Origin of the sequence: Methanoregula sp., assembly GCA_041645435.1 — an archaeon.
Lineage (GTDB): Archaea > Halobacteriota > Methanomicrobia > Methanomicrobiales > Methanospirillaceae > Methanoregula.
In genome coordinates, this window is record JBAZQB010000002.1 from 193,332 (window position 1) to 212,505 (window position 19,174).

The window sequence follows — 19,174 nt, forward strand, 5'->3', positions numbered from 1 at the left end:
TTCACCGTTCCTTTCGTTAATATTTTATCATACGATCACTTTTTGTTAAGAAGGGTATGATAGAGGGCATCCTTCCGGTCGTTTTCTACCGGGAGCGCAGCTCGGGCTTCAGCGACCTCTGCTGGATCGAGCTCTATAAAGAGCAGCTGCTCGGCTTCATTTGCATGGCTGATAATAGTGCCGTGGGGATCTACAGCCATCGATGAGCCGGAATACCGGTCGACTGGTGTAGTTCCGGTTGTATTCACACCGATCACATACATCTGGTTCTCTGCTGCCCGCGCCTGGATAAAAAGGTCCCAGTGCCGGATGCGGCTCGCCGGCCATGCTGCGGGTACAAAAACTGCCTGTACGCCTTTCTGTGCATAAACGCGGAAGAGCGACGGGAACCGGAGATCATAACAGATCGCAAGCCCGCAGGTGAGTGGCCCGAGAGAAAAAATACCCAGATCCGTTCCCGGGGTGAAATGCTCGTTTTCTTTGACCGGGGAAAACAAGTGAATTTTTGAATACGTGGAAAGAATGCGGCCATCGTTCCCGATTACTACTGATGTATTTTTCGGGTACGGTGACGATGCTTGACGGAGCGATCCGATTACTGCGATCCTGTTCGTTTTCGCACAGGTTTGGAGCCGGGTGATGATACTCCCTTGTAAGTCCTGTATATTTTTTAATGATAATGGATCCCAGCCGGTTGCAAACTGCTCGGGGAAACAGATCAGCTGCGCACCGCATGCTGCCGCATGAGTGATGAATACTTCCGCTCTGTCTAAGGTTTTTTCCGGTTCTTCCCATGCACTTGAGAGTTGGGCAACGCATACCCGGATACCCCTGCCCGGATCCAGGATGGGATCGCTACTGTCATGCATTGGTTTTTTGTTTCCCGTAAATGATCAGGATTGCGCTCATCACGATCAACAGGGCTGTGGTGATGAGGAGAAACGGGGCAATACGGATGGTAATTCCTAAAAGCAGCGCCGCAATGATGGTACCTGCAGCAGTAATACTGCACCCGATCAGCACCAGACCCACCGATGTAAGATCCCAGTTATCCATTTTTAACCTCCTGATAGCAGCGGAAATGCGAGCCGGATACCATTTATCACGAACTGTACTGCAATAGCGATGAGCAGCATACCCATCAGACGGTTGATCGCACGGTATTCCCGCTGTCCTATTTTCGTCAGGATATAATCTGAATTTCGCATCATATAATAGGTGAGCACGATTGAGATGGCGATTGAGATAAGCACGATTCCAATCGCAATCGGTGTCATGGTGGTTGCTTCATTCATCAGAACAATCGTTGTGGTGATTGCACCCGGCCCGGCAATCATGGGGATGGCAAGTGGCATAATTGAGATATCCTCGGTATCCCGCGACTCATACTTTTCAGTTGCTGTAAGTTTAGTCCGGGATGTTTTTGCATAGACCATTTCCATACCAATACCGAATAACAGGATTCCTCCGGCAATCCGGAACGCTTCGAGAGTAATACCGAACAGCTGCAGGATCCATGTACCGATAAGTGCGACAATGAGCAGGATTAAGAATGCGAACCGGCATGCATCGCGGGCTACTGCATCCCGTGCGGAGTGATCCAAATTTGTTGTGAGGGAAACGTAGATGAGGGTTGCTCCAAGGGGGTTGACAATAATGAGTATGGATGAGATGGATAACAGGGCAAAACTGAGGACATCTCCTGACATTATGCAATAGTGCTGTGCCAAAGAGTAATAGAGATTATGGTATCCCGATTAAAACGTGGAAAAGAAAAAAAGGATTAGTATTCATATATCACAGATTCGTCAATCCGTGTATATGTGAACAGTTCAGCGGGTTTGAAGTGGATTGCAATCTCGCGTGTGGCACTCTCGGGAGCGTCTGAAGCGTGGATAACATTCCGACCGATATCGATACCGAAATCGCCCCGGATGGTTCCTGGCATGGCTTCCTGCGGATTGGTAGCACCGATTACCTTGCGGACGATTGCTACGACATTCCTGCCTTCCCAGACCATGAGGAAACAGGGTCCCCCCATGATATATTTCTTTAATGACGGGAAGAAGGGTTTTGTAAGGTGTTCCTTGTACTGTTCCGTCACTCTTGGTTCAGGGAGAACCTCGAAGCGGGCTGCAACAAGTTTCAGTCCTTTTGCTTCGAACCGGGAAACAATCTCACCGACAAGACCGCGCTGGACGCCGTCGGGTTTGATCATGACGAATGAGCGGTCCATGGGTGCTCACTTCTTGCCTAAGGCTTTCTTGCCGGCAACGGTCCATTCAACACGTCGCGGCACTCTGCCGAGCTTATGGTTGTTCTGGCACTTCGAGCTGCAGAAATACATGACCGATCCGTCCTTTTTGACATACATTTTGCCGGTGCCGGGTTCAACGGGACCCCCGCAGAAAGTGCAGACATAGCGTTCTACCATGGTTTAGCGCCTCGACATTTTCTTTGCTTCGCGCTCGGTTTCGAGGAGCATGATGACATCCCCTTCACGGATTGGACCAACTGTATTGCGGGTGATGATCCTGCCCTTGTTGTTGCCGTCGAGGATCCGGCATTTGACCTGCATTGCCTCACCGTGCATACCGGTTGAGCCAATAACCTCAATCACTTCGGCTGGCGTTGCATCTTCTGCCATGATTATATCCTCACGCCTTCAGCGCGGTCAGCTGCTTTGCAAGGTCGTCGATCGTTTCTTTTGCCTTGCCGGGCTTTACGATTGCAGCTGCTGCCGATCCGACATCAAGACCGCTTGCAGCGCCGACATCATTCTGCTTGTTGATGAAGATATAGGGAATCTTCTTCTCTTCACAGAGGGGGGCAAGGTGCATCACGATCTCTTCGGGTTCGACATCGGCACCGATCAATACGAGGGCAGCGATACCGCGTTCGATGGCTTTGGTTGCCTCGTTCGAGCCTTTCTTGATCTTACCGGTGTCTCGTGCAACTTCAAGGGCTTCAAGAGCCTTGTTCTGGAGCTCTTCTGGAGCTTGTGTTTTAACGTAGCCTTTTGACATAACTCACCTCATTCAGGAGTAGCGTTCTCCTTCATTACTCATCAGTCAGCAATGATGCCATGATGTAGCCATATTATTACGACAAGAACTGAAATAAAGGTTTGTGCCTGACGGGTCAGCAGATTTTTGTATACCGGTTTTTCTATTACCGGAAAAATTGCCGGCGTTTATCCGGAGAGACGATATATCTGGGTCCCTCCTGCGGAATAAACCAACTCAAGACCCGAAGTTGAGGTATTTACCTTGTAGCGCTCACGCTCTGCATCGCCTATATAGAGGAGTGTGGCCTGGTACTTCTTCATAAGAGAAATTGTCTTTTCCGGCTGCTCATAAATTGTCCGTATGTCATTGTTCCGGGTACCGAACCACCCGGTATCATCTCCACGCCACATGAACTCGTGGAATGGCATGCCGATAATGCCGGGAATCCCCGTGAAGGACGATACCCGGGAATAATACGTGTAATCGCCCCCCTCTGCTTCAACAAGGATCTCGTTGCCGGGGAGCGATCGCAAGAAAACTATTGCAGCAGCATCCCCCGGGTGCGAGTCCTTTATGTAAGCCAGTCCATCAAGAGTATGGGTTCCATAACTGACGGTAAAAGGGACAACAAAGGGCACAACAAAAAGTATGCCGATAACAGTCAAGGTTAGTACTGCCGATTGCCGGGAGGGAATGACTGGAATTTTCCCCCAGTTCTCCAGCCATTGTCCTGCTATAGTGAATGCAGCAATGCCGAGCAGGATCCATGCGGGAAGGTAACATTTAAAGACCGTGTTCATCCGGAAATAAGTGTCACCCATATTATCCTTGAGATAGAACAATTCGCAGAAGATTAAAATTACAAGGCCGAGAATCGCCAGAAGCCCGGCGCTGTCAGTTTCTCTTTTTTGTGCCAATCTTGCAATAAAGTAGGTAGCCGGAATCACTGCAATGGCTGCTGCGGTATATCCTAAAAATGCAAAAGGAATGGCAACCAGCAAAAGGTACGGGCGCTTAACGATATCCCGAATAAGAAATACATAAAAAAGTGCAATGAACCAGCCGTTTACGAGTAAAAACTCGACCGGATTAGAGGCGCTCTGCACTATTGATAGCCCTCCGGTATGGGTCTGTAATTGCAGGTAGAATGGCAGGTAGCAGAGAATGGCAGCGGGAGGCACAATAACGAGTAATGCCCATGCTTTGCTCGGGAACCAATCTTTCCTGCAGCGCCAGAGAATCAGTGCACCAAAGACAAGGGTAATTGGGGCATAGATCAGCACATCCCATGTGTTGAACAGGGGCATGGAGCCAAGACTGAGTGCGGCAAGTATGCAGAGGAGCCATCTCCCCCTTGATTCAAGTGATTCCCACCGCTGGTAGGCAAACAGGAGCAGGAAGATCAGGGACCCCTGGTTGAAGATGGAGACGACATGGGCATGGACATCTCCCCAGATGAACGAGAAGAGGGGATACTCATTAATGGTATTTGTTATGGTCCGCGTGCTGTCCCACAGTACCGTATTCATTGCTTTCCCCTGCAAAATCTGGTAAAAGAATGAAGGATTTGGTAAGAAAAAAATCACCAGCGGGAGCCAGCGGAACCGGTTAAGCACCAGTGTTCCGATGGCATACACATTCACTGCCGCAATGCCAAATACCGTGGGGAGTGCTAGGTTAAATGCAATGTTTGACGGAACACCGCTCACAATCGCAAGGCAGCCGAACATCCAGTACCCGAGATAATAGTAGATATTTAATGTTCCCCCGGCAAACCACGGGTCAAGAGGGGGAACAATGGGGGTCCGTATCACTGATGCAAGAAATGCGTGGTCCATGAACTTCTCTGCATAGGAGATAGTAGGATTGACAAACCGTACATCGAGCATCAGTAAAAAGCAGATGAGGAACAGGAGTTCCCAGCGCCACTCTTTTTTCAATTCGCCAAACGTGTAATCCCGGTGCCAGATATGATACACAAGCAGTACAAAGAAAGGCAGCAGAGCGAGTTGAACCGGCAGGTGGCTTAGTCCACAGTACCATGAGATAATAGTGAAGATAAGGAGCGAGGCAGAGAATGCGGCTGGAAAGGCAAAACTGCCGAATGTTTTTTTCAGCGATGGGTAAAGGGAGATCTGGATCAGTGTGAGGACAAGAAGCCAGCAGATGACCGAGAAGATCTGCTGTTCAATGCTCAGGTTTATCCTCTCCCCCGAATTTTATGTTAAATGCATTTTTAATACTTGGAATTACCCAGTCCCCGAAATAATAGATCGAGACAATTCCTCCCACGAGGGTAACAAGATTTTTGATCAAGTGGTCGATCACGGCAATCAGGGTAGCAACTGCCGGTGCAACTCCCACAAGACCGAAGGTAATGGCAAGAGAAAGTTCATACGTGCCAACACCCCCGGGGGTAATGGGAACCGCCTTTACGAGATTACCAATCACAATCGCAAGAACGATAATTGCAAAGGGGATCTGCTGCTGGAACATCATCACAACAGCATAGCAGACGAGGATGTCCAAAAGCCAGATCACAAGGGAAGAACTTCCCAGCAGGACGACAGATCGCAGGGTAAGAGATGCTCGTTTGATCTCGTGGAGCATATTGAGGATAATCTGGATATACCGGTTTTCCGATGAAAATTTTCCGATGAACAACAAAAAGATAAAAAATATGGCTACAGCAATGATCGGGACGAAAATGATAATATAAAATTCTGAACGCACATTCAGAACGAACAGGAGTGATACTGCACCGAGGAGAGCGATGGTGACTATGTCAAAAACCCGTTCGACAACAAGGGAAGAAACTCCTTCAGAGTACGTGGTGTTGTATTCATGTTTCAGGATGAATACACGCACAAAATCCCCCAGTCGTGCAGGTACGATCAGGTTGACGGTCTGGCTGACAAATATGCATGCTGTTGCAATGGTAATGCTGGCCGGACAATTGAGACTTTTGAGGATAGTATGGTATCGCCAGCCTCTCAGCCACCATGCCATGAGGCATATGATGACTCCTGCTGCCAGGTATTGTGGCACTATATGCTGAAGTGCTTCGAGCAGATCTCCCCATACCCGGTACAGCATATATGCAATAATTCCGAAGGCGAGAATTGTGGGAACAACGATTGCGCTAATTTTTTTGTACATGAATCTGCCACCAGAGACGCAGGATGGATGATCCCATCTCAAACACATCTTTTAGTTTTACTGTTGTTCCCTTGCCTGCCCGCCAGCGTACCGGGAATTCAGCAACCCGGTAGCCCTTGCGCTGGACCCGGACAAGGATCTCTGTGTCCCAGAACCAGTGGTCCGACTTGATTGTCGGAAGGAGAGGAATGATGTGAGTTCTGTCAAATCCCTTGAACCCACATTGGTGATCAAAAACCCTGCTGCCAAGAAACAGCCGGACAAGGAAATTGTATGTGCGGCTTGCAATCTCTCTCCCGCTCGTACGAACAATATCGCTGGCAGGCATCAATCGGGATCCTGTTGAGATTGCTGCCCCGTTTCGGATAGCTGCTATCAGCTCGGGAAGATGGCGTATGTCCGTGGCGAGATCGACGTCATAATAGCAGACAATTGCTCCTTTGGCATCGTGGATCGCCCGACTGAGGGCTTTTCCTCTCCCGAGACGATCATCACTGTGCAAAAGCCGCACCCGCATGTCCCGTGTTGTATATGTCTGGACAAATTCTGCACTCCCATCAATACTACCATCCACCGCCACGATAATCTCAAAATTGCCCGTGATAGTTCCTAGTATCTCAATCGATCGCGGAATGGCAATCTCAAGTGACTTACGGTCATTGTACACAGGAATGATTGCCGTGACTTCAGGATATGTCATGGGCACTCCGTACGTTTATGCACGCTGCAACATCCTGCCCGGCACGGATTGATCCTTCCATACTCCGTTCGGGATAATTGGGCTGGGAAAACATTCCTGCCAGATAGAGTCCTTTCTGTTCGTATGCGGGGATTAACGAGCGGTAGCCGGTTGTATAGACGGGGCCCGCTAAGGGATCAATCGCCATTTTATGCCAATGGATTTCTTGTGGAGCAATGGAAAAGCGGTTGCAGAAGTCATCAAGCATACGGCGGTCGAGTTGTTCCGGAACCGTTCCGGAAAAGTATGATGCCAGGTAAACAATATGCTCGCCATAATGCTCTCTGGAAATAAAGTTTGTATGAGTAACCACAGCCCCATAGGGTGCAGCATCCTTCATGTTCAGCCAGTAAATTCCCTGTGTCACTTCCCGATCCATGGCAAGGGTCATGCAGGCAGCTCCCTGGTAAGGTATCGATTGCATTGTAGGCCCCCCTGCTTTCGCAAGTGCCTGTGGTGGAATTGTTGAGATTACTACATCGTAACGGCTGTCATTGATAGTCCAGTATCCCTTTTCATGGCGAATCGATGAAACCGGTTGTTGTTTCCTGATTTTTCCGCCCCTTCTTTCAATGGAATGCCCAAGGGCATCGATCAGGTGGTGAAAACCGCCTTTGAGATAACCGAGATGTTCTCCCGATACACCCCGGTTTGAACGAATGGCAATTCGGCTTATAAGCCATGCTGCAGACACATCTTTTCTCTGATCCCCGAATTTACTTTTCAAGAGCGGTTCAAAAAACGAAGAATAGACATTCTCTCCAAGATGTTCAACGATATATTGATCTGCCGGTATGTCATCCAACGCATTGAGATCGGCATTTTTTGCCGTTATTGTAAGATAGGCCAGTCGGGCTTTATCAACTATGGAGAGTTCAGGGTAAAGCAGGATCTCCATGGGTGTATTGAGGGCATAGATTTTTTTCTTGGCATAATAACCGGTTGTTCCGGTCTTCCATTCGAGTTTTTCCGACAGCCCCAGTTCATCAATAAGAGTAAAAAGGTGAGTATCGGTGGAAAAACAATGGTGATAATAGCGTTCAATCCAGTAATCGTTGATGGGATAAGATGAGAGACATCCCCCAAGGAAGGGCATTTTCTCAAAAATATCAACCTCATGTTCCCCCGATAGGGCATGAGCTGCGACAAGCCCGGTCAACCCTCCCCCGATAATCCCGATCTTCATGATGAATATTCTATAGTATTTTTCAGGGCCAAATGAAAAATCCTCCGCAAACAATTGAAAATTTTCTATTGTACCCTCGAAGATTTTATAAGAAAGTTTTTGTATTGTCGAATTAAAGGTTCATACGAGCAAAAGGACTTAAAAGAATTAAAAGAAAATAATTATCTCTTAGCCCATTGGATGGTGTCACCAGATGCGTGTATTTTTCATAGGATTCGGCCAGGCGGGCGGTAAAATTGTTGATATGTTTATCGAGCAGGATAAGAAGCTCGGTACCAACAGTTTCAGAGGCATTGCCGTCAATACTGCGCGAACCGATCTGATGGGATTAAAAAATATCGAGATGAAGGACAGGATTCTCATTGGTCAGACTATGGTTAAAGGCCATGGAGTAGGTACCGACAACGTGACCGGCGCTCGTGTAACAGCCGATGAAATTGACAGCATTATCAGTGCGATTGATATGAGGGGCACTCATGATGTGGATGCATTTGTTATTGTCGCGGGTCTCGGAGGCGGTACGGGTTCAGGAGGATCACCGGTTCTTGCTCGCCATCTCAAACGAATCTATCGCGAACCCGTTTATGCACTGGGAATTATTCCGGCACCTGAAGAAGGACGACTCTATTCTTATAATGCGGCAAGGAGCCTGACCACACTTGTAAATGAGGCCGACAATACGTTTATTTTTGATAATAGTGCCTGGAAAAATGAAGGGGAAAGTGTAAAAACTGCGTTCAACCGGCTGAATAATGAGGTGGTCCGGCGTTTTAGCGTTCTTTTCCGTGCAGGAGAAGTGAGCAAGATGGGTGTTGGGGAGATGGTGGTCGATTCAAGTGAGATTATCAATACCCTTCGCGGCGGTGGGATCACTTCTGTCGGATATGCGATCAGCGAAGTTATGAGTAAGACCACGAAAGACAAACGTGGAATTTTTGGGGGACTTAAAGACAAGTTCGGTCCAAAGAAAGAGGCAAATGAGGAAGCCCTGATGGGGGAGGACAAGTCTGCAAAAATTATCTCCCTCGTGCGCCGGGCCATGCTGGGAAGACTTACCCTCCCCTGCGATTACTCCACTGCAGAACGTGCACTGGTTCTCATTGCCGGACCTCCGGGCGAGATGGACCGGAAAGGTATTGAAAAGGCAAAGAGCTGGGTTGAGGAAAATATTGCCGGTGTTGAAGTGCGTGGCGGGGACTACCCGGTAAACAGTGAATATGTTGCCGTAGTCGTGATGTTAGCCACGGTTGGTAATGCCCCGAGAATCAAAGAGCTTCTCGATATTGCAAAGGAAACAAAGGAAGATGTTATTAAGTCAAAGGAGAAAAAATCGAATATGTTTGAGGAAGGTATTGATCCGTTATTTGAGTGAGGTTGACAATGAAGGGTTTTAAAACGTGGATTATCTTAACTGCAATTCTGTTATTCTGTATTTCGGCTGTATCAGCATTTTCTGTATCATCGGTCTCAATAGATCCTTCGGGATCATTGATTCCTGGCACTCCGGTTACAGCATCATATAAGGTAGAATTGTCTGGAGTATTTCCTTCGGGGGATGATCTCCAGTTCTATACCGATCTTGAGAACCCCAAGTGGGCCTACACAATCATAGTGAATGGTGTTGAAAATGTTCGCCCGGCAATGGGTGGTCGCACCCTTACCATCACTGGTTTTGAACTTTCCTACAAGTCTTCGGATACAGTTGCTGTCAGAGCAACCCTCGAAGGTAAAACACCGACTGTCACCGAAACAACAGATAAAACAATTATCCGAATACAGGAGATGGATGCTCAGGGACGGGCAATCTCCAGCACCAAGGTTGAGCGCATCGCTAAAGTGATCAATACTGCTGAGGTGCCCAAAGTAATTGCCGAACGTGATACCGAACTCCAGACGTACAGAACTCACATTGATGAGAAGGCAGTCCTTGGTATCGATACCTCCGCCGCTGAAACAAAATACAATGAAGCAAAACAGAAGATAGATTCTGCACGTGCTCGTTCGGCAGCCCAATATACAGATGCATTGACTGACTTGACTGCCGCTCAGTCTAGTATCAGCGATGGTGAAAAAACTCTTGATAAAGCATGGGCAGAGAATGAAGTTGCCATAGCACAGATCCCAATCAACAATGTTGATAATGTAATCGCATGGTTCAAAGGTAACAAGACCACCGCTGAAGACCAGCAACTGCCTGCCATTGTTGCAAAACGTGAGGTTGCGGTCAGCTATATTTCTACGGCAAATGATCAGATCGCAAGTGGAGAATATTCACAGGCTCGATCAAAAGCACAGGAAGCCTTTACGAAAGGCAATGAATCGTATATTGATGCGCTTGCACGCCAGAAACAACTGATGTCCGGCTTCAGTTTCTCTCTACCCCAGATCCCTGGTGGAATCTTTATTGTATTAGGTGTTGTAGTTGTCATTCTGGTTGCTGTGGGAATTGTAATATACCGAAAACGTTCCCGCTGGGACGAGCTCGGATAATCTCTTTCCTTTTTATTATTTTTGTGCAGGTTTTTTGATCCTTTTGGCGATTTTATCCTGTTATTTTTCCCGTTTAACTAATGATTAGGGCAATAAATATCTTGGTTTATATTATTAACAAAACGTGACTTCTTGGTGTTATGGTTAACCTTAACATCGTTATGTTTGGATAATAGATACTCCCTTGTTTAGTAGAAATTTTCAGTCGTTTTACAATAACTTGGATAGATCTCATGGACTATAAAAAAACCAGAATATTGCAAAAAATCAACGTTTTCAAAAAAAGATTGGAACCAACCCTTCAATGAAAACAGTTAATGGGCTCCGCTCATAATGTTCCATTGGGATAAGTCTAGTATATAAAGGGTAAAAACTTCATGTTGTAATTGATTTATATTCTGTTGTTTATGATGGTTTTAATCCAAATCCAACTTTATTGAAATCTTAAATTTTTTATCGCCGTACTCTTGTATCGCAGTAATGTTTTTAAAAGTGAGTATTGTGAAGAGGTCATGAAATTCAAAAAAATACTCATATTCTATGTCTTTCCTATCCCAATATTAAAAAGAAAAATTATGCGGTTTTCCGAATAGTAAAAACATCAATATTGATACTACCTATCTTCCCATCCCGGCGAAGATAGTAATCGATCAATCTTTTTTCATTATCGTAGAATGAGAACCAATAACTCAGTTTATAGGTTTTTTTATCATAATTGTCGATAACTGGATAGCTTTCGGTATCATGAAGAATAATTACACCAGGATTTTTCTCTGTTAACTTATTTTTTTCAGCCCGTTCGCCATAGAATTGAATTTTGTTCCAGCGATCACCACGATAATACCACGGGAGGGGCCAGTAATCCTTTGATGCAATAACGACATTATTGGATGTATCAATAAGGTACATCACCTCACGCATATCTTCAGAGTTCTGAACCTGGACAATTGGCTCATTGATATCCATTGGAATGAATGCGACATGCCAGGTCATTGTCACAAGGAAGATACATCCAACAAGTGCAAATGCGATCTTCTGCCAGTTCAGCTTGTATACTGCGACAAAACACATGGGGAGCAGCTGGGGGATGAGCAGCCAGGGTACTTTTTCTCCGACATATGCATAGAATGCCATGGTCAGGATCATCCAGTAAATACAGAACCGGAAAAATTCATCAGATTTTGAATAAGCCGAGCGAGAATTTTTTAGTTGATGGAGACTTATTTCAGCAAGTTCTCCGGTTGTTAAAGAAAGTTTACATGTTAAAATGATATTTTTCAACCGTTTGAATGCGATAGAGAGATCAATCCCCGTAAGCATGAACTGGAGTGTACCGATGATGGCAAGGATAAAGATCGGCAGTTCATACAGGAAATAAAAGGGGATGTAGAAGTAAAACGGACCGCCAAGACGCTGCTGGTTGTGCATGGTGGTCCAGTGTTCGATAGCTTTGTACCAGCCACTGGTATTCATCTGGAAATTCTGACCTATAAGTGTCTCGATATGCATGCCAAACGCTGAATACAGGATTCCCATGAGAGCAACGGTCAGTATAAAGCAGAATATCAGATCCTGTTTCCATCTGGGTGGGAGAGTTAAGCGTCTTCTCCAGAGTGCAAAAACTAAAAATGAAGCAAAAATGAGAAGGATTACCGGCATCTCCTCTTTACAGCTGAGTGCTCCGGCCATTGCAACAGCTGCGATAATTGCAAATCGCGTATGTCCACGTTCGAAATAATACAGAATAGCAACAAGAAGAAGCAGGGTAAAAAAGAGCATGAATATGTCATGTCTCAGGAAGCGGGAGAAATACACCATATCCGGAGATAGTGCGATAAACAGGGCAACAAGCAGAGTCTGATTTTTATTGATATACCCTATGCGATAAATGCAGTATACCAGGGGAATTAATAGCGTGCCAAAGAGGGCAGGAAGCAACCGGGCTACCAGATCGGAATCCCCAAATAGGGAGAACATACCGGCGGTAACATAATAGAGAAAGGGTCCATGGTAGCTAGGATCGTACATCCAGGTCCCTTTTGTGAGTAATTCATAGGAGAACCATGAATGGATTGCTTCATCATGGTGGAGGAGTTTGAGATCAAGGTTCCAGAACCGTAAAAATACAGCGACAATAAGGATAAAAATAAAAATCCTATTAAAAGTGAAAAAATTTTTAATTTTTTCTGAGATGCATGCGGCCTGCTGCATGCCGCACCTTCAACTCTCTAATACGATCTCAATGCCGATATCTTTTGGCACCTGAATGCGCATGAGCTGGCGGAGTGCACGCTCGTCTGCATCGATATCAATAAGGCGTTTGTGCACACGCATCTGCCAGCGGTCCCATGTGGCAGTCCCTTCACCATCAGGGCTCTTGCGGATTGGAACAACCAACCTTTTGGTTGGGAGCGGTATCGGACCGGCCAGATTCACTCCTGTGCGTTCTGCTATCTCACGGATTTTGTCGCAGACCATCTCTACTTTATTAAAGTCTGTACCTGTCAGGCGAATTCTGGCTTTTTGCATGGTATGTCTCCAAAAAAAATTATCTCATTTGTTTTGCCTTAATGGCAATACACATGCCCGCGGCAATAGTTGTTCCCATATCACGGACTGCGAACCGTCCCAGCTGGGGGAGTTCCTTGATATTTTCAATAACCATCGGCTTTGTTGGTTTGATAACAACAATTGCTGCATCGCCGCTCTTGAGGAACGTCGGGTTCTCTTCTTTGGTCTGACCGGTGCGGGGGTCAAGTTTTTTCTGGAGTTCCATGAAGGTGCAGGCAGTCTGGGTTGTGTGGCAGTGGAAGACCGGGGTGTATCCAACAGTCAGTGCACTGGGGTGCTGGAGCACGACGATTTGTGCAGTAAATTCATCTGCAACAGTTGGCGGTGCCTCTGCAGGTCCACAAACATCACCACGGCGGATATCACCTTTTGCGATACCTCGGACGTTGAATCCAATGTTGTCACCGGGTAATGCCTGTGGGATCTCTTCGTGGTGCATCTCAATGGATTTGATTTCCCCGTCTTTGTTGGCAGGCATAAAGGAAACTTTCATTCCTTTCTTCATGATACCCGTCTCAACACGACCAACCGGTACAGTGCCAATACCACTGATGCTGTAGACATCCTGAATTGGAAGACGGAACGGTTTTTCAGTTGGTTTCGCGGGTTCCTTGAACGTGTCAAGTGCCGGGATGAGTGCCAGACCCTTGTACCACGGGGTTTCAGGGCTGATAACCTTGATATTCTGGCCACCCAGTGAACTGATCGGGATGAACATAGTCTCTTCAGGTTTATACCCTACCATCTTGATAAGATCGGAGAGATCCTTCTTGACTTCGTTGAACCGCTTCTCATCGAATTTTACCATATCCATCTTGTTGATGGCGATGATGAGCTGCGTAATGCCGAGGGTTCGGGCAAGGAATACGTGCTCTTTCGTCTGGTCCATTACACCATCGGGAGCTGCAACCACGAGAATTGCTGCATCCGCCTGTGATGCACCGGTGATCATGTTCTTGACGAAGTCTCGGTGTCCTGGGCAGTCTACGACTGTAAAGTAGAACTTGGGTGTATCGAACCGCTTGTGGGCGATATCAATGGTGATACCTCTCTCACGTTCTTCCTTTAAGTTGTCCATAACCCATGCAAACTCAAAGGTGGCCTTACCTTTTGATGCAGCCTCCTTTCGGTAACCTTCGATAATATGTGCAGGTACTGCACCAGTTTCGAACATCATTCTTCCGACGGTTGTTGACTTTCCGTGGTCGATGTGTCCGATAACAGCCAGATTCATGTGGGGCTTGTCAGATGCCATTAATCTTCCTCCAAATAAATGTGTGGGACTGTCCGCTTACAGTCAGTTTATGCGAGTATTACTTATATGAGACCCATCTATATAAAGCATTTCGATTGACGGAGATTTTGCTTTTTTAACAGGTAAAATACACATCGGCATTATCATATCGGATGGTTGAATACCCTTTCTGTATGAAGACCTTGCCGTTCGAGCGAGATGAGAAAAAAAACCGGGTACTTGTTTCGTGTGCTGATGGAGATGTATCTGTATACAGTCATTGTGCATACTGCAGATATTGTAAAGGCGTGTGGGTGGCAAAACGACTAAATCCGACACCCCAGCAGCAGGCACTAAATGAAATCAGAAAAGGATCTGCATCCGATGATAATCTGATGAATGCTGCAATGTTATTCAACACGTTAGTCCGGGATGGCTCGGCAATCGAATGCGATGATGACGCAAATAAAGGGTTTGCAGGAATGTACTAGATCTCGTTTTTTGTAAATTATTCCGCAATCTTTTTTAATATTTTCCATGGATTTCCTGAAATGGAATTCATCAACCGGCTTACAAATAAGCCTGTCACACCTTGCGCGCCTGTACACCTAGTTCATAATATTCTCTATATCGTTTGAACTATCGGCATTTTTTTCAAATGAATTTAATAATCAATTCAAACAGAAAATAGGTTTTTGAGAGAAGTGAAAAATCAAATTATCACCAAAGCAAGAATGACACCTGCCCTTGTAATCTCATTTGTAGCACCTACAACATCGCCATTCACCCCTCCAAACAAACGGTTAGAAATTAGGAGCATTATTGTCGGGCATAATAGTGCAACTAAGATGGCACCTATCAATTTGAGAGGAGCCATGGGAATAAAGAGAAGTGGCGCACACAAAAGTGCGGCAATGAGCAGGAAGTGGGGTTGTGAGAACTGGTGGAGATAACTGTGAATACCTTGCCTGAATGGAGTGCCATATACGGTAAGAACTGTCATTGAAAATTTTGCACAGACCTCTCCTATAATTATAGCAAATACGAGTGAAGTTGAAGCCTGAAATCCAGCAAACAGGAGGAGTGTGATCACGATACCAGCAGCAACACCCCCAGCTCCTATATATCGGTCTGTAAGTGCCTTGATCCGCTTTTCCCGATCCCCGTGCGCCATTAACCCATCCCCGAAATCCAGGAGCCCGTCAAAATGATGGGCACCTGATATCAGCATGATCAGGGCAATGGCAACCGCTGCTGCAATCGTCTGGTTCGCAATAAAAAAAACCGGGAGTGCTACAAGTGCCCCTATGACGTAGCCTGCTAACGGGTAGAGATATGAATGGCGGGCAAACGGTTCGAGATCCTGCGGTTTGCCCAGCGGAAGAATGGTGGTAAACTGCAGGAGGGAAAGGAGAATTTTCATATGCATTCGCTGTAGAGTCGGGATGTGCATCCGGCGATCAGACCTGCGACCGCGTCATCGAGAAACGGTCCGAGCTTTGCGAGTATTCCCGGTTTTTTCTGGTCATACCGGGTGAATTCAAACCGTGCATAGGTACCCCCGATACATTCTGCAATCGCCATACCGAGGATCTCATCGCTCAACAGAAAGACCGGGTCATCGGCAATTTCTGAATTTTTTCGTTTATTGTAGAGTTCGTCTTCGAGAAGGATTGCCCCAAGGAGGAGCGATGCGACGTTGGGATCGGCCAGATACTTCCTGATTTTGCGCATGATCTCCTCTGCCGCCTCCTCCTCCGGCATGCCGTGGGAGACATAAAGTCCCATGGCAGCATCGACAATATCTTCAAGCGTGATGCCGTTCTCGCGCAACCGCTGTTCAATTTCAAACATATGAATAGGTGTTGTACCGAATGGACTATTATACCGTTGTGGATTTTTACCGATATCTTCAAACTGGAATGCAGAGAAATATATGAGTAGATTCTTATGGGATTCCTCTCGGAAATACCAGATGTCACGTGTAAAAAACCGCTCTTCTGCGCGATTCTGGGAAATACCCTGCTCTCCACCGTGCCGGGAGTGTCAGGTGCCGGGTCAACTCCAGATAACACCCTTCTCACCCCAATACTGGATGCGGAGCTCATTGTTCAGGGTGCAATTACGAGTTATCCTATAAAACCAAACACCCCTACGGGCTGTCCAACACCGGCATCGATTACCCGGTCAATGATGGAATTATGCGACCTGCAACCATTATTTATCAACGCCGGGCTCCGCCATACCCCTACCGTCCCCTGCCTTGACGTGTACGGGCAGATTGGCGAGGATCCCCGGTTCCGCGATGCAGTTCCGCAGGCACAGGCATTGTTCGAACAGGGAAAACGGATGGGTAAATTTCTTTCCGCATCCAGCGACCTTGTCGTGCTGGGAGAATGTGTGCCCGGAGGGACTACTACGGCGCTTTGTGTACTGCGTGCACTGGGGTACGATGCATCGGTGAGCAGCAGTTTTGTTGACAATCCGGTTACCCAGAAAGAAGAGATCTGCCGGATGGCGCTTGCACGGGTCAGGGCAGACCATATGACCGCACCACTGGATGTACTACGATATACCGGAGATCCGATGATGCCCGTTGCGGCCGGAATTTCCAGCACCTATACCGGCCACCTTCTCCTTGCCGGGGGCACCCAGATGCTGGCGGTGAGTGCAATAATCAGGGCATTGGGATTGCGTCTCCCCTCTGTAGTCACCACATCCTATGTGCGGGACGACCCGTCCGCCAATGTCGGGCAGATCGCCCGGCAGATTGGGGTAAAGATCTACTATGTTGACCCGGATTTCGGGGACATCGGGCATGCCGGCCTTGCAAGGTATTGCATAGGGGAAGTCAAGGAAGGTATGGGTGCTGGCGGGGCGATGTGTCTTGCTTATCTCCTTGGCCACTCACCTGAAGAGATCCGGGCAAAAATCCTAAAGACGGTAAGTGCCTACAGCTGAACAGAATTATAGTACATCAATACAAACCTCATCATGATGCGTCCTATCTATGTAGTCAATAACTTCGGCCAGTTTAATCACCTCATCCACCGTGCTTTGCGGGATCTGGAGATCGATGTGGAACTGGTGCCCAATACTACTTCTCAAGAACAGGTTGCGGAAGGATGCAGGGGGATCATTCTTGGAGGTGGCCCGGCCATAGAGCGTGCAGGGAACTGCAGCCAGTATCTCGACCTCGGATTACCGGTACTGGGGATCTGCCTTGGCCTTCATATCATCGCAAAAAAATTTAACGGGGACGTGCATCCCGGTCGCAGCGGAGGATACGGCCCGGTTGAAATAGAAATCTGCCAACATGATGATATTCTCGCAGGTTACCCGGACAACATGAGCGTCTGGGCATCGCATGCCGATGAAGTATCACGGTTACCGGATGGATTTACGCTGCTTGCCCGTTCATCTATCTGCAATAACGAGGCAATCGCCCTTCCGGATAAACAGATATACGGGCTCCAGTGGCACCCGGAAGTGAGTCATACGTTTCAGGGGAACCGTATTTTTGAAAATTTCAACCTGCTCACGCTTGAGAACAGGGGATGACCCGCCGGATATCAGTGCTGCCGGGAATATGAAGGGCACAGGATCCCGCGCTCGAAATCCTGCCCGATACTGATGTGCATCTCAAAGACCGGCCGCTCTTTTTCTCCGGGACCGTTTTTTTTGGGTTTGTAAATTTTATATATTAGCAGGAAAGATGGATGAATATGATAAGCAAAAACGCAAAATGCTGTGTTTTATTGATATTCGGGATCCTTTTTTTGATTAGTCCTGTGTTTGCTGCAATCAGTACAATACGTCTTGGCGAAACGGTTTTTCTTGGCGAACAGGGACTCGATATAACCCTTGCAATGGAAGGGGATACACAGATTGGATGGTGGGCATCCGCAGCATCGATTACAGACAGTGCCCCCACGGGTATTGTACCTGTTTCAAATCCTACAAGTTTCTCCGTCTCTCCAAATACATTTGGGTCTCAAACCGGTGTATGGTACCACATTAACTCCTTGGGAAAAGCAAATGGAACGGCATTCAATATAGCAGATCCACAACTGGATATTATTGTCGAGGACACTTCGGTCAATGTTGATGTGACAGATAAATGGGTACCCACAGATGACGAACTCCGTTTCAGGATTGATACAAATCTGGTGCCCATATCAGGAAGAACAGGTCAATCGTGGACCCCAATAACTATCAAAGTCCAGTCTCCTGATGGAGCGATTTTTTCATCATTGATCAGCAAAACCGGAGGTACAACATCCATCGTTGATTATCATGTTCAAACAAGCCCCCAATATACCGATTCAATCTGGGGTACCAGCAATCGAGCTATCTATCCCCCAGGAAGGTATACGATATGGGCTGAATGTAACGTCAACAGCATGAAAGACAATTATGGTGTGACGGGTAAGACTATAAGCAGAAAAATCAGTTTACTAAATCAGGATCAGAATCCTCTTATCGGTGGATATATGCCGACAACAAATCCTACCTCCCCGACAAGCACTCCTACTACAAAAGCTACAACCTTTCCAACTCCGAAACTGACGACATCTAAAAATACTCCCATGCCTTCCCTCACTCAACCCCCGATACCCTCAGCCACTCCCACAACTGCCGAAACCGTAGTTACTCTGCAACCGACACTGATCCCCACAAAAACAAAATCAGCCGGATTCGAAGCTATCCTTTCGGGTTTAGCCATAATAGCAGTACTGGTATTTGCACAAAAAAACAATAAATAACCATTTTTCCCGGTTCGCAAC

22 protein-coding genes are annotated in these 19,174 nt (G+C 46.9%); 6 read left to right on the plus strand and 16 right to left on the minus strand.

The annotated features are described in order from the left end of the window. Positions 1-35 precede the first annotated feature (35 nt). The 11 genes from WC593_04585 to WC593_04635 form a co-directional block, all read right to left on the minus strand. Entirely contained in the window at positions 36-869 is an 834-nt protein-coding gene (locus WC593_04585) for a nitrilase-related carbon-nitrogen hydrolase (protein ID MFA4824416.1), read from the minus strand. After that, the gene (locus WC593_04590; GenBank protein ID MFA4824417.1) at positions 862-1,056 is read right to left on the minus strand and encodes a hypothetical protein; all 195 of its coding nucleotides are present in this window, start codon (positions 1,054-1,056) and stop codon (positions 862-864) included. The genes WC593_04585 and WC593_04590 overlap by 8 nt, the downstream gene beginning before the upstream one ends. Positions 1,057-1,058: 2 nt before the next feature. Next, the gene (locus WC593_04595; GenBank protein ID MFA4824418.1) at positions 1,059-1,709 is read right to left on the minus strand and encodes an NAAT family transporter; all 651 of its coding nucleotides are present in this window, start codon (positions 1,707-1,709) and stop codon (positions 1,059-1,061) included. A gap of 74 nt (positions 1,710-1,783) precedes the next feature. Next, positions 1,784-2,236, minus strand: coding sequence for a nucleoside-diphosphate kinase (gene ndk, locus WC593_04600; protein ID MFA4824419.1), 453 nt, complete (start codon positions 2,234-2,236; stop codon positions 1,784-1,786). Between the two features lie 6 nt (positions 2,237-2,242). Next, complete coding sequence (locus WC593_04605) at positions 2,243-2,434, minus strand: 50S ribosomal protein L24e (protein ID MFA4824420.1); 192 nt, start codon at positions 2,432-2,434, stop codon at positions 2,243-2,245. A gap of 3 nt (positions 2,435-2,437) precedes the next feature. Further along, positions 2,438-2,647 (minus strand): 30S ribosomal protein S28e, encoded by a 210-nt coding sequence (locus WC593_04610; protein MFA4824421.1) that lies wholly within the window; start codon positions 2,645-2,647, stop codon positions 2,438-2,440. Between the two features lie 10 nt (positions 2,648-2,657). Beyond that, on the minus strand, positions 2,658-3,026 hold the full coding sequence (gene rpl7ae, locus WC593_04615) for a 50S ribosomal protein L7Ae (GenBank protein MFA4824422.1): 369 nt from the start codon (positions 3,024-3,026) through the stop codon (positions 2,658-2,660). Between the two features lie 167 nt (positions 3,027-3,193). Beyond that, positions 3,194-5,212: a DUF2298 domain-containing protein gene (locus WC593_04620; protein ID MFA4824423.1), complete on the minus strand. Its 2,019-nt coding sequence runs from the start codon at positions 5,210-5,212 to the stop codon at positions 3,194-3,196. After that, the gene (locus tag WC593_04625) at positions 5,196-6,167 is read right to left on the minus strand and encodes a lysylphosphatidylglycerol synthase transmembrane domain-containing protein (protein MFA4824424.1); all 972 of its coding nucleotides are present in this window, start codon (positions 6,165-6,167) and stop codon (positions 5,196-5,198) included. Before WC593_04625 ends, WC593_04620 begins: the two co-directional genes overlap by 17 nt. Next, a complete protein-coding gene (locus WC593_04630; protein ID MFA4824425.1) occupies positions 6,151-6,867 on the minus strand; it encodes a glycosyltransferase in 717 nt (238 codons plus the stop codon). Before WC593_04630 ends, WC593_04625 begins: the two co-directional genes overlap by 17 nt. Further along, positions 6,854-8,092 (minus strand): NAD(P)/FAD-dependent oxidoreductase, encoded by a 1,239-nt coding sequence (locus WC593_04635; protein MFA4824426.1) that lies wholly within the window; start codon positions 8,090-8,092, stop codon positions 6,854-6,856. Before WC593_04635 ends, WC593_04630 begins: the two co-directional genes overlap by 14 nt. Before the next feature lie 193 nt (positions 8,093-8,285). Here WC593_04635 and WC593_04640 point away from each other — a divergent pair, with 193 nt between their 5' ends. Together WC593_04640 and WC593_04645 are read left to right on the plus strand one after the other, a co-directional pair. Then, complete coding sequence (locus tag WC593_04640; protein MFA4824427.1) at positions 8,286-9,464, plus strand: tubulin/FtsZ family protein; 1,179 nt, start codon at positions 8,286-8,288, stop codon at positions 9,462-9,464. An 8-nt stretch (positions 9,465-9,472) separates the two neighbouring features. Further along, a complete protein-coding gene (locus WC593_04645) occupies positions 9,473-10,582 on the plus strand; it encodes a hypothetical protein (protein MFA4824428.1) in 1,110 nt (369 codons plus the stop codon). A gap of 573 nt (positions 10,583-11,155) precedes the next feature. Here WC593_04645 and WC593_04650 read toward each other — a convergent pair. From WC593_04650 to tuf, 3 genes are read right to left on the minus strand one after another with little or no spacing between them, the layout of a single operon-like run. Beyond that, on the minus strand, positions 11,156-12,793 hold the full coding sequence (locus WC593_04650; GenBank protein ID MFA4824429.1) for a flippase activity-associated protein Agl23: 1,638 nt from the start codon (positions 12,791-12,793) through the stop codon (positions 11,156-11,158). A gap of 9 nt (positions 12,794-12,802) precedes the next feature. Further along, complete coding sequence (rpsJ, locus tag WC593_04655; protein MFA4824430.1) at positions 12,803-13,111, minus strand: 30S ribosomal protein S10; 309 nt, start codon at positions 13,109-13,111, stop codon at positions 12,803-12,805. A gap of 19 nt (positions 13,112-13,130) precedes the next feature. Further along, entirely contained in the window at positions 13,131-14,408 is a 1,278-nt protein-coding gene (gene tuf / locus WC593_04660; protein MFA4824431.1) for a translation elongation factor EF-1 subunit alpha, read from the minus strand. 293 nt (positions 14,409-14,701) lie between these two features. On the opposite strand from tuf, the gene WC593_04665 reads away from it, so the two are divergent. Beyond that, positions 14,702-14,878: a hypothetical protein gene (locus WC593_04665; protein MFA4824432.1), complete on the plus strand. Its 177-nt coding sequence runs from the start codon at positions 14,702-14,704 to the stop codon at positions 14,876-14,878. Positions 14,879-15,099: 221 nt separating this feature from the next. Here WC593_04665 and cobS read toward each other — a convergent pair whose 3' ends face one another. Both cobS and WC593_04675 read right to left on the minus strand, forming a co-directional pair. After that, positions 15,100-15,810: an adenosylcobinamide-GDP ribazoletransferase gene (gene cobS, locus WC593_04670; GenBank protein ID MFA4824433.1), complete on the minus strand. Its 711-nt coding sequence runs from the start codon at positions 15,808-15,810 to the stop codon at positions 15,100-15,102. Beyond that, a complete protein-coding gene (locus WC593_04675) occupies positions 15,807-16,241 on the minus strand; it encodes a phosphatidylglycerophosphatase A (GenBank protein MFA4824434.1) in 435 nt (144 codons plus the stop codon). The genes cobS and WC593_04675 overlap by 4 nt, the downstream gene beginning before the upstream one ends. A gap of 96 nt (positions 16,242-16,337) precedes the next feature. Here WC593_04675 and WC593_04680 point away from each other — a divergent pair, with 96 nt between their 5' ends. From WC593_04680 to WC593_04690, 3 genes are all read left to right on the plus strand, one after another. Further along, the gene (locus tag WC593_04680; protein ID MFA4824435.1) at positions 16,338-17,348 is read left to right on the plus strand and encodes a TIGR00303 family protein; all 1,011 of its coding nucleotides are present in this window, start codon (positions 16,338-16,340) and stop codon (positions 17,346-17,348) included. Positions 17,349-17,384: 36 nt separating this feature from the next. After that, positions 17,385-17,948, plus strand: a complete 564-nt coding sequence (locus WC593_04685; GenBank protein MFA4824436.1) for a GMP synthase subunit A — start codon at positions 17,385-17,387, stop codon at positions 17,946-17,948. 158 nt (positions 17,949-18,106) lie between these two features. Next, the gene (locus WC593_04690; GenBank protein ID MFA4824437.1) at positions 18,107-19,153 is read left to right on the plus strand and encodes a DUF3821 domain-containing protein; all 1,047 of its coding nucleotides are present in this window, start codon (positions 18,107-18,109) and stop codon (positions 19,151-19,153) included. The last annotated feature ends 21 nt before the right edge of the window (positions 19,154-19,174 follow it).

What these genes read in the sequence shown, in the direction of transcription:
- WC593_04585 (MFA4824416.1), bottom strand. Translation starts at nt 869, where the DNA reads ATGCATGACAGTAGCGATCCCATCCTGGATCCGGGCAGGGGTATCCGG.
- WC593_04590 (MFA4824417.1), bottom strand. Translation starts at nt 1,056, where the DNA reads ATGGATAACTGGGATCTTACATCGGTGGGTCTGGTGCTGATCGGGTGC.
- WC593_04595 (MFA4824418.1), bottom strand. Translation starts at nt 1,709, where the DNA reads ATGTCAGGAGATGTCCTCAGTTTTGCCCTGTTATCCATCTCATCCATA.
- ndk (MFA4824419.1), bottom strand. Translation starts at nt 2,236, where the DNA reads ATGGACCGCTCATTCGTCATGATCAAACCCGACGGCGTCCAGCGCGGT.
- WC593_04605 (MFA4824420.1), bottom strand. Translation starts at nt 2,434, where the DNA reads ATGGTAGAACGCTATGTCTGCACTTTCTGCGGGGGTCCCGTTGAACCC.
- WC593_04610 (MFA4824421.1), bottom strand. Translation starts at nt 2,647, where the DNA reads ATGGCAGAAGATGCAACGCCAGCCGAAGTGATTGAGGTTATTGGCTCA.
- rpl7ae (MFA4824422.1), bottom strand. Translation starts at nt 3,026, where the DNA reads ATGTCAAAAGGCTACGTTAAAACACAAGCTCCAGAAGAGCTCCAGAAC.
- WC593_04625 (MFA4824424.1), bottom strand. Translation starts at nt 6,167, where the DNA reads ATGTACAAAAAAATTAGCGCAATCGTTGTTCCCACAATTCTCGCCTTC.
- WC593_04630 (MFA4824425.1), bottom strand. Translation starts at nt 6,867, where the DNA reads ATGACATATCCTGAAGTCACGGCAATCATTCCTGTGTACAATGACCGT.
- WC593_04635 (MFA4824426.1), bottom strand. Translation starts at nt 8,092, where the DNA reads ATGAAGATCGGGATTATCGGGGGAGGGTTGACCGGGCTTGTCGCAGCT.
- WC593_04640 (MFA4824427.1), top strand. Translation starts at nt 8,286, where the DNA reads ATGCGTGTATTTTTCATAGGATTCGGCCAGGCGGGCGGTAAAATTGTT.
- WC593_04645 (MFA4824428.1), top strand. Translation starts at nt 9,473, where the DNA reads ATGAAGGGTTTTAAAACGTGGATTATCTTAACTGCAATTCTGTTATTC.
- WC593_04650 (MFA4824429.1), bottom strand. Translation starts at nt 12,793, where the DNA reads ATGCAGCAGGCCGCATGCATCTCAGAAAAAATTAAAAATTTTTTCACT.
- rpsJ (MFA4824430.1), bottom strand. Translation starts at nt 13,111, where the DNA reads ATGCAAAAAGCCAGAATTCGCCTGACAGGTACAGACTTTAATAAAGTA.
- tuf (MFA4824431.1), bottom strand. Translation starts at nt 14,408, where the DNA reads ATGGCATCTGACAAGCCCCACATGAATCTGGCTGTTATCGGACACATC.
- cobS (MFA4824433.1), bottom strand. Translation starts at nt 15,810, where the DNA reads ATGAAAATTCTCCTTTCCCTCCTGCAGTTTACCACCATTCTTCCGCTG.
- WC593_04675 (MFA4824434.1), bottom strand. Translation starts at nt 16,241, where the DNA reads ATGTTTGAAATTGAACAGCGGTTGCGCGAGAACGGCATCACGCTTGAA.
- WC593_04680 (MFA4824435.1), top strand. Translation starts at nt 16,338, where the DNA reads ATGGGATTCCTCTCGGAAATACCAGATGTCACGTGTAAAAAACCGCTC.
- WC593_04685 (MFA4824436.1), top strand. Translation starts at nt 17,385, where the DNA reads ATGCGTCCTATCTATGTAGTCAATAACTTCGGCCAGTTTAATCACCTC.
- WC593_04690 (MFA4824437.1), top strand. Translation starts at nt 18,107, where the DNA reads ATGAATATGATAAGCAAAAACGCAAAATGCTGTGTTTTATTGATATTC.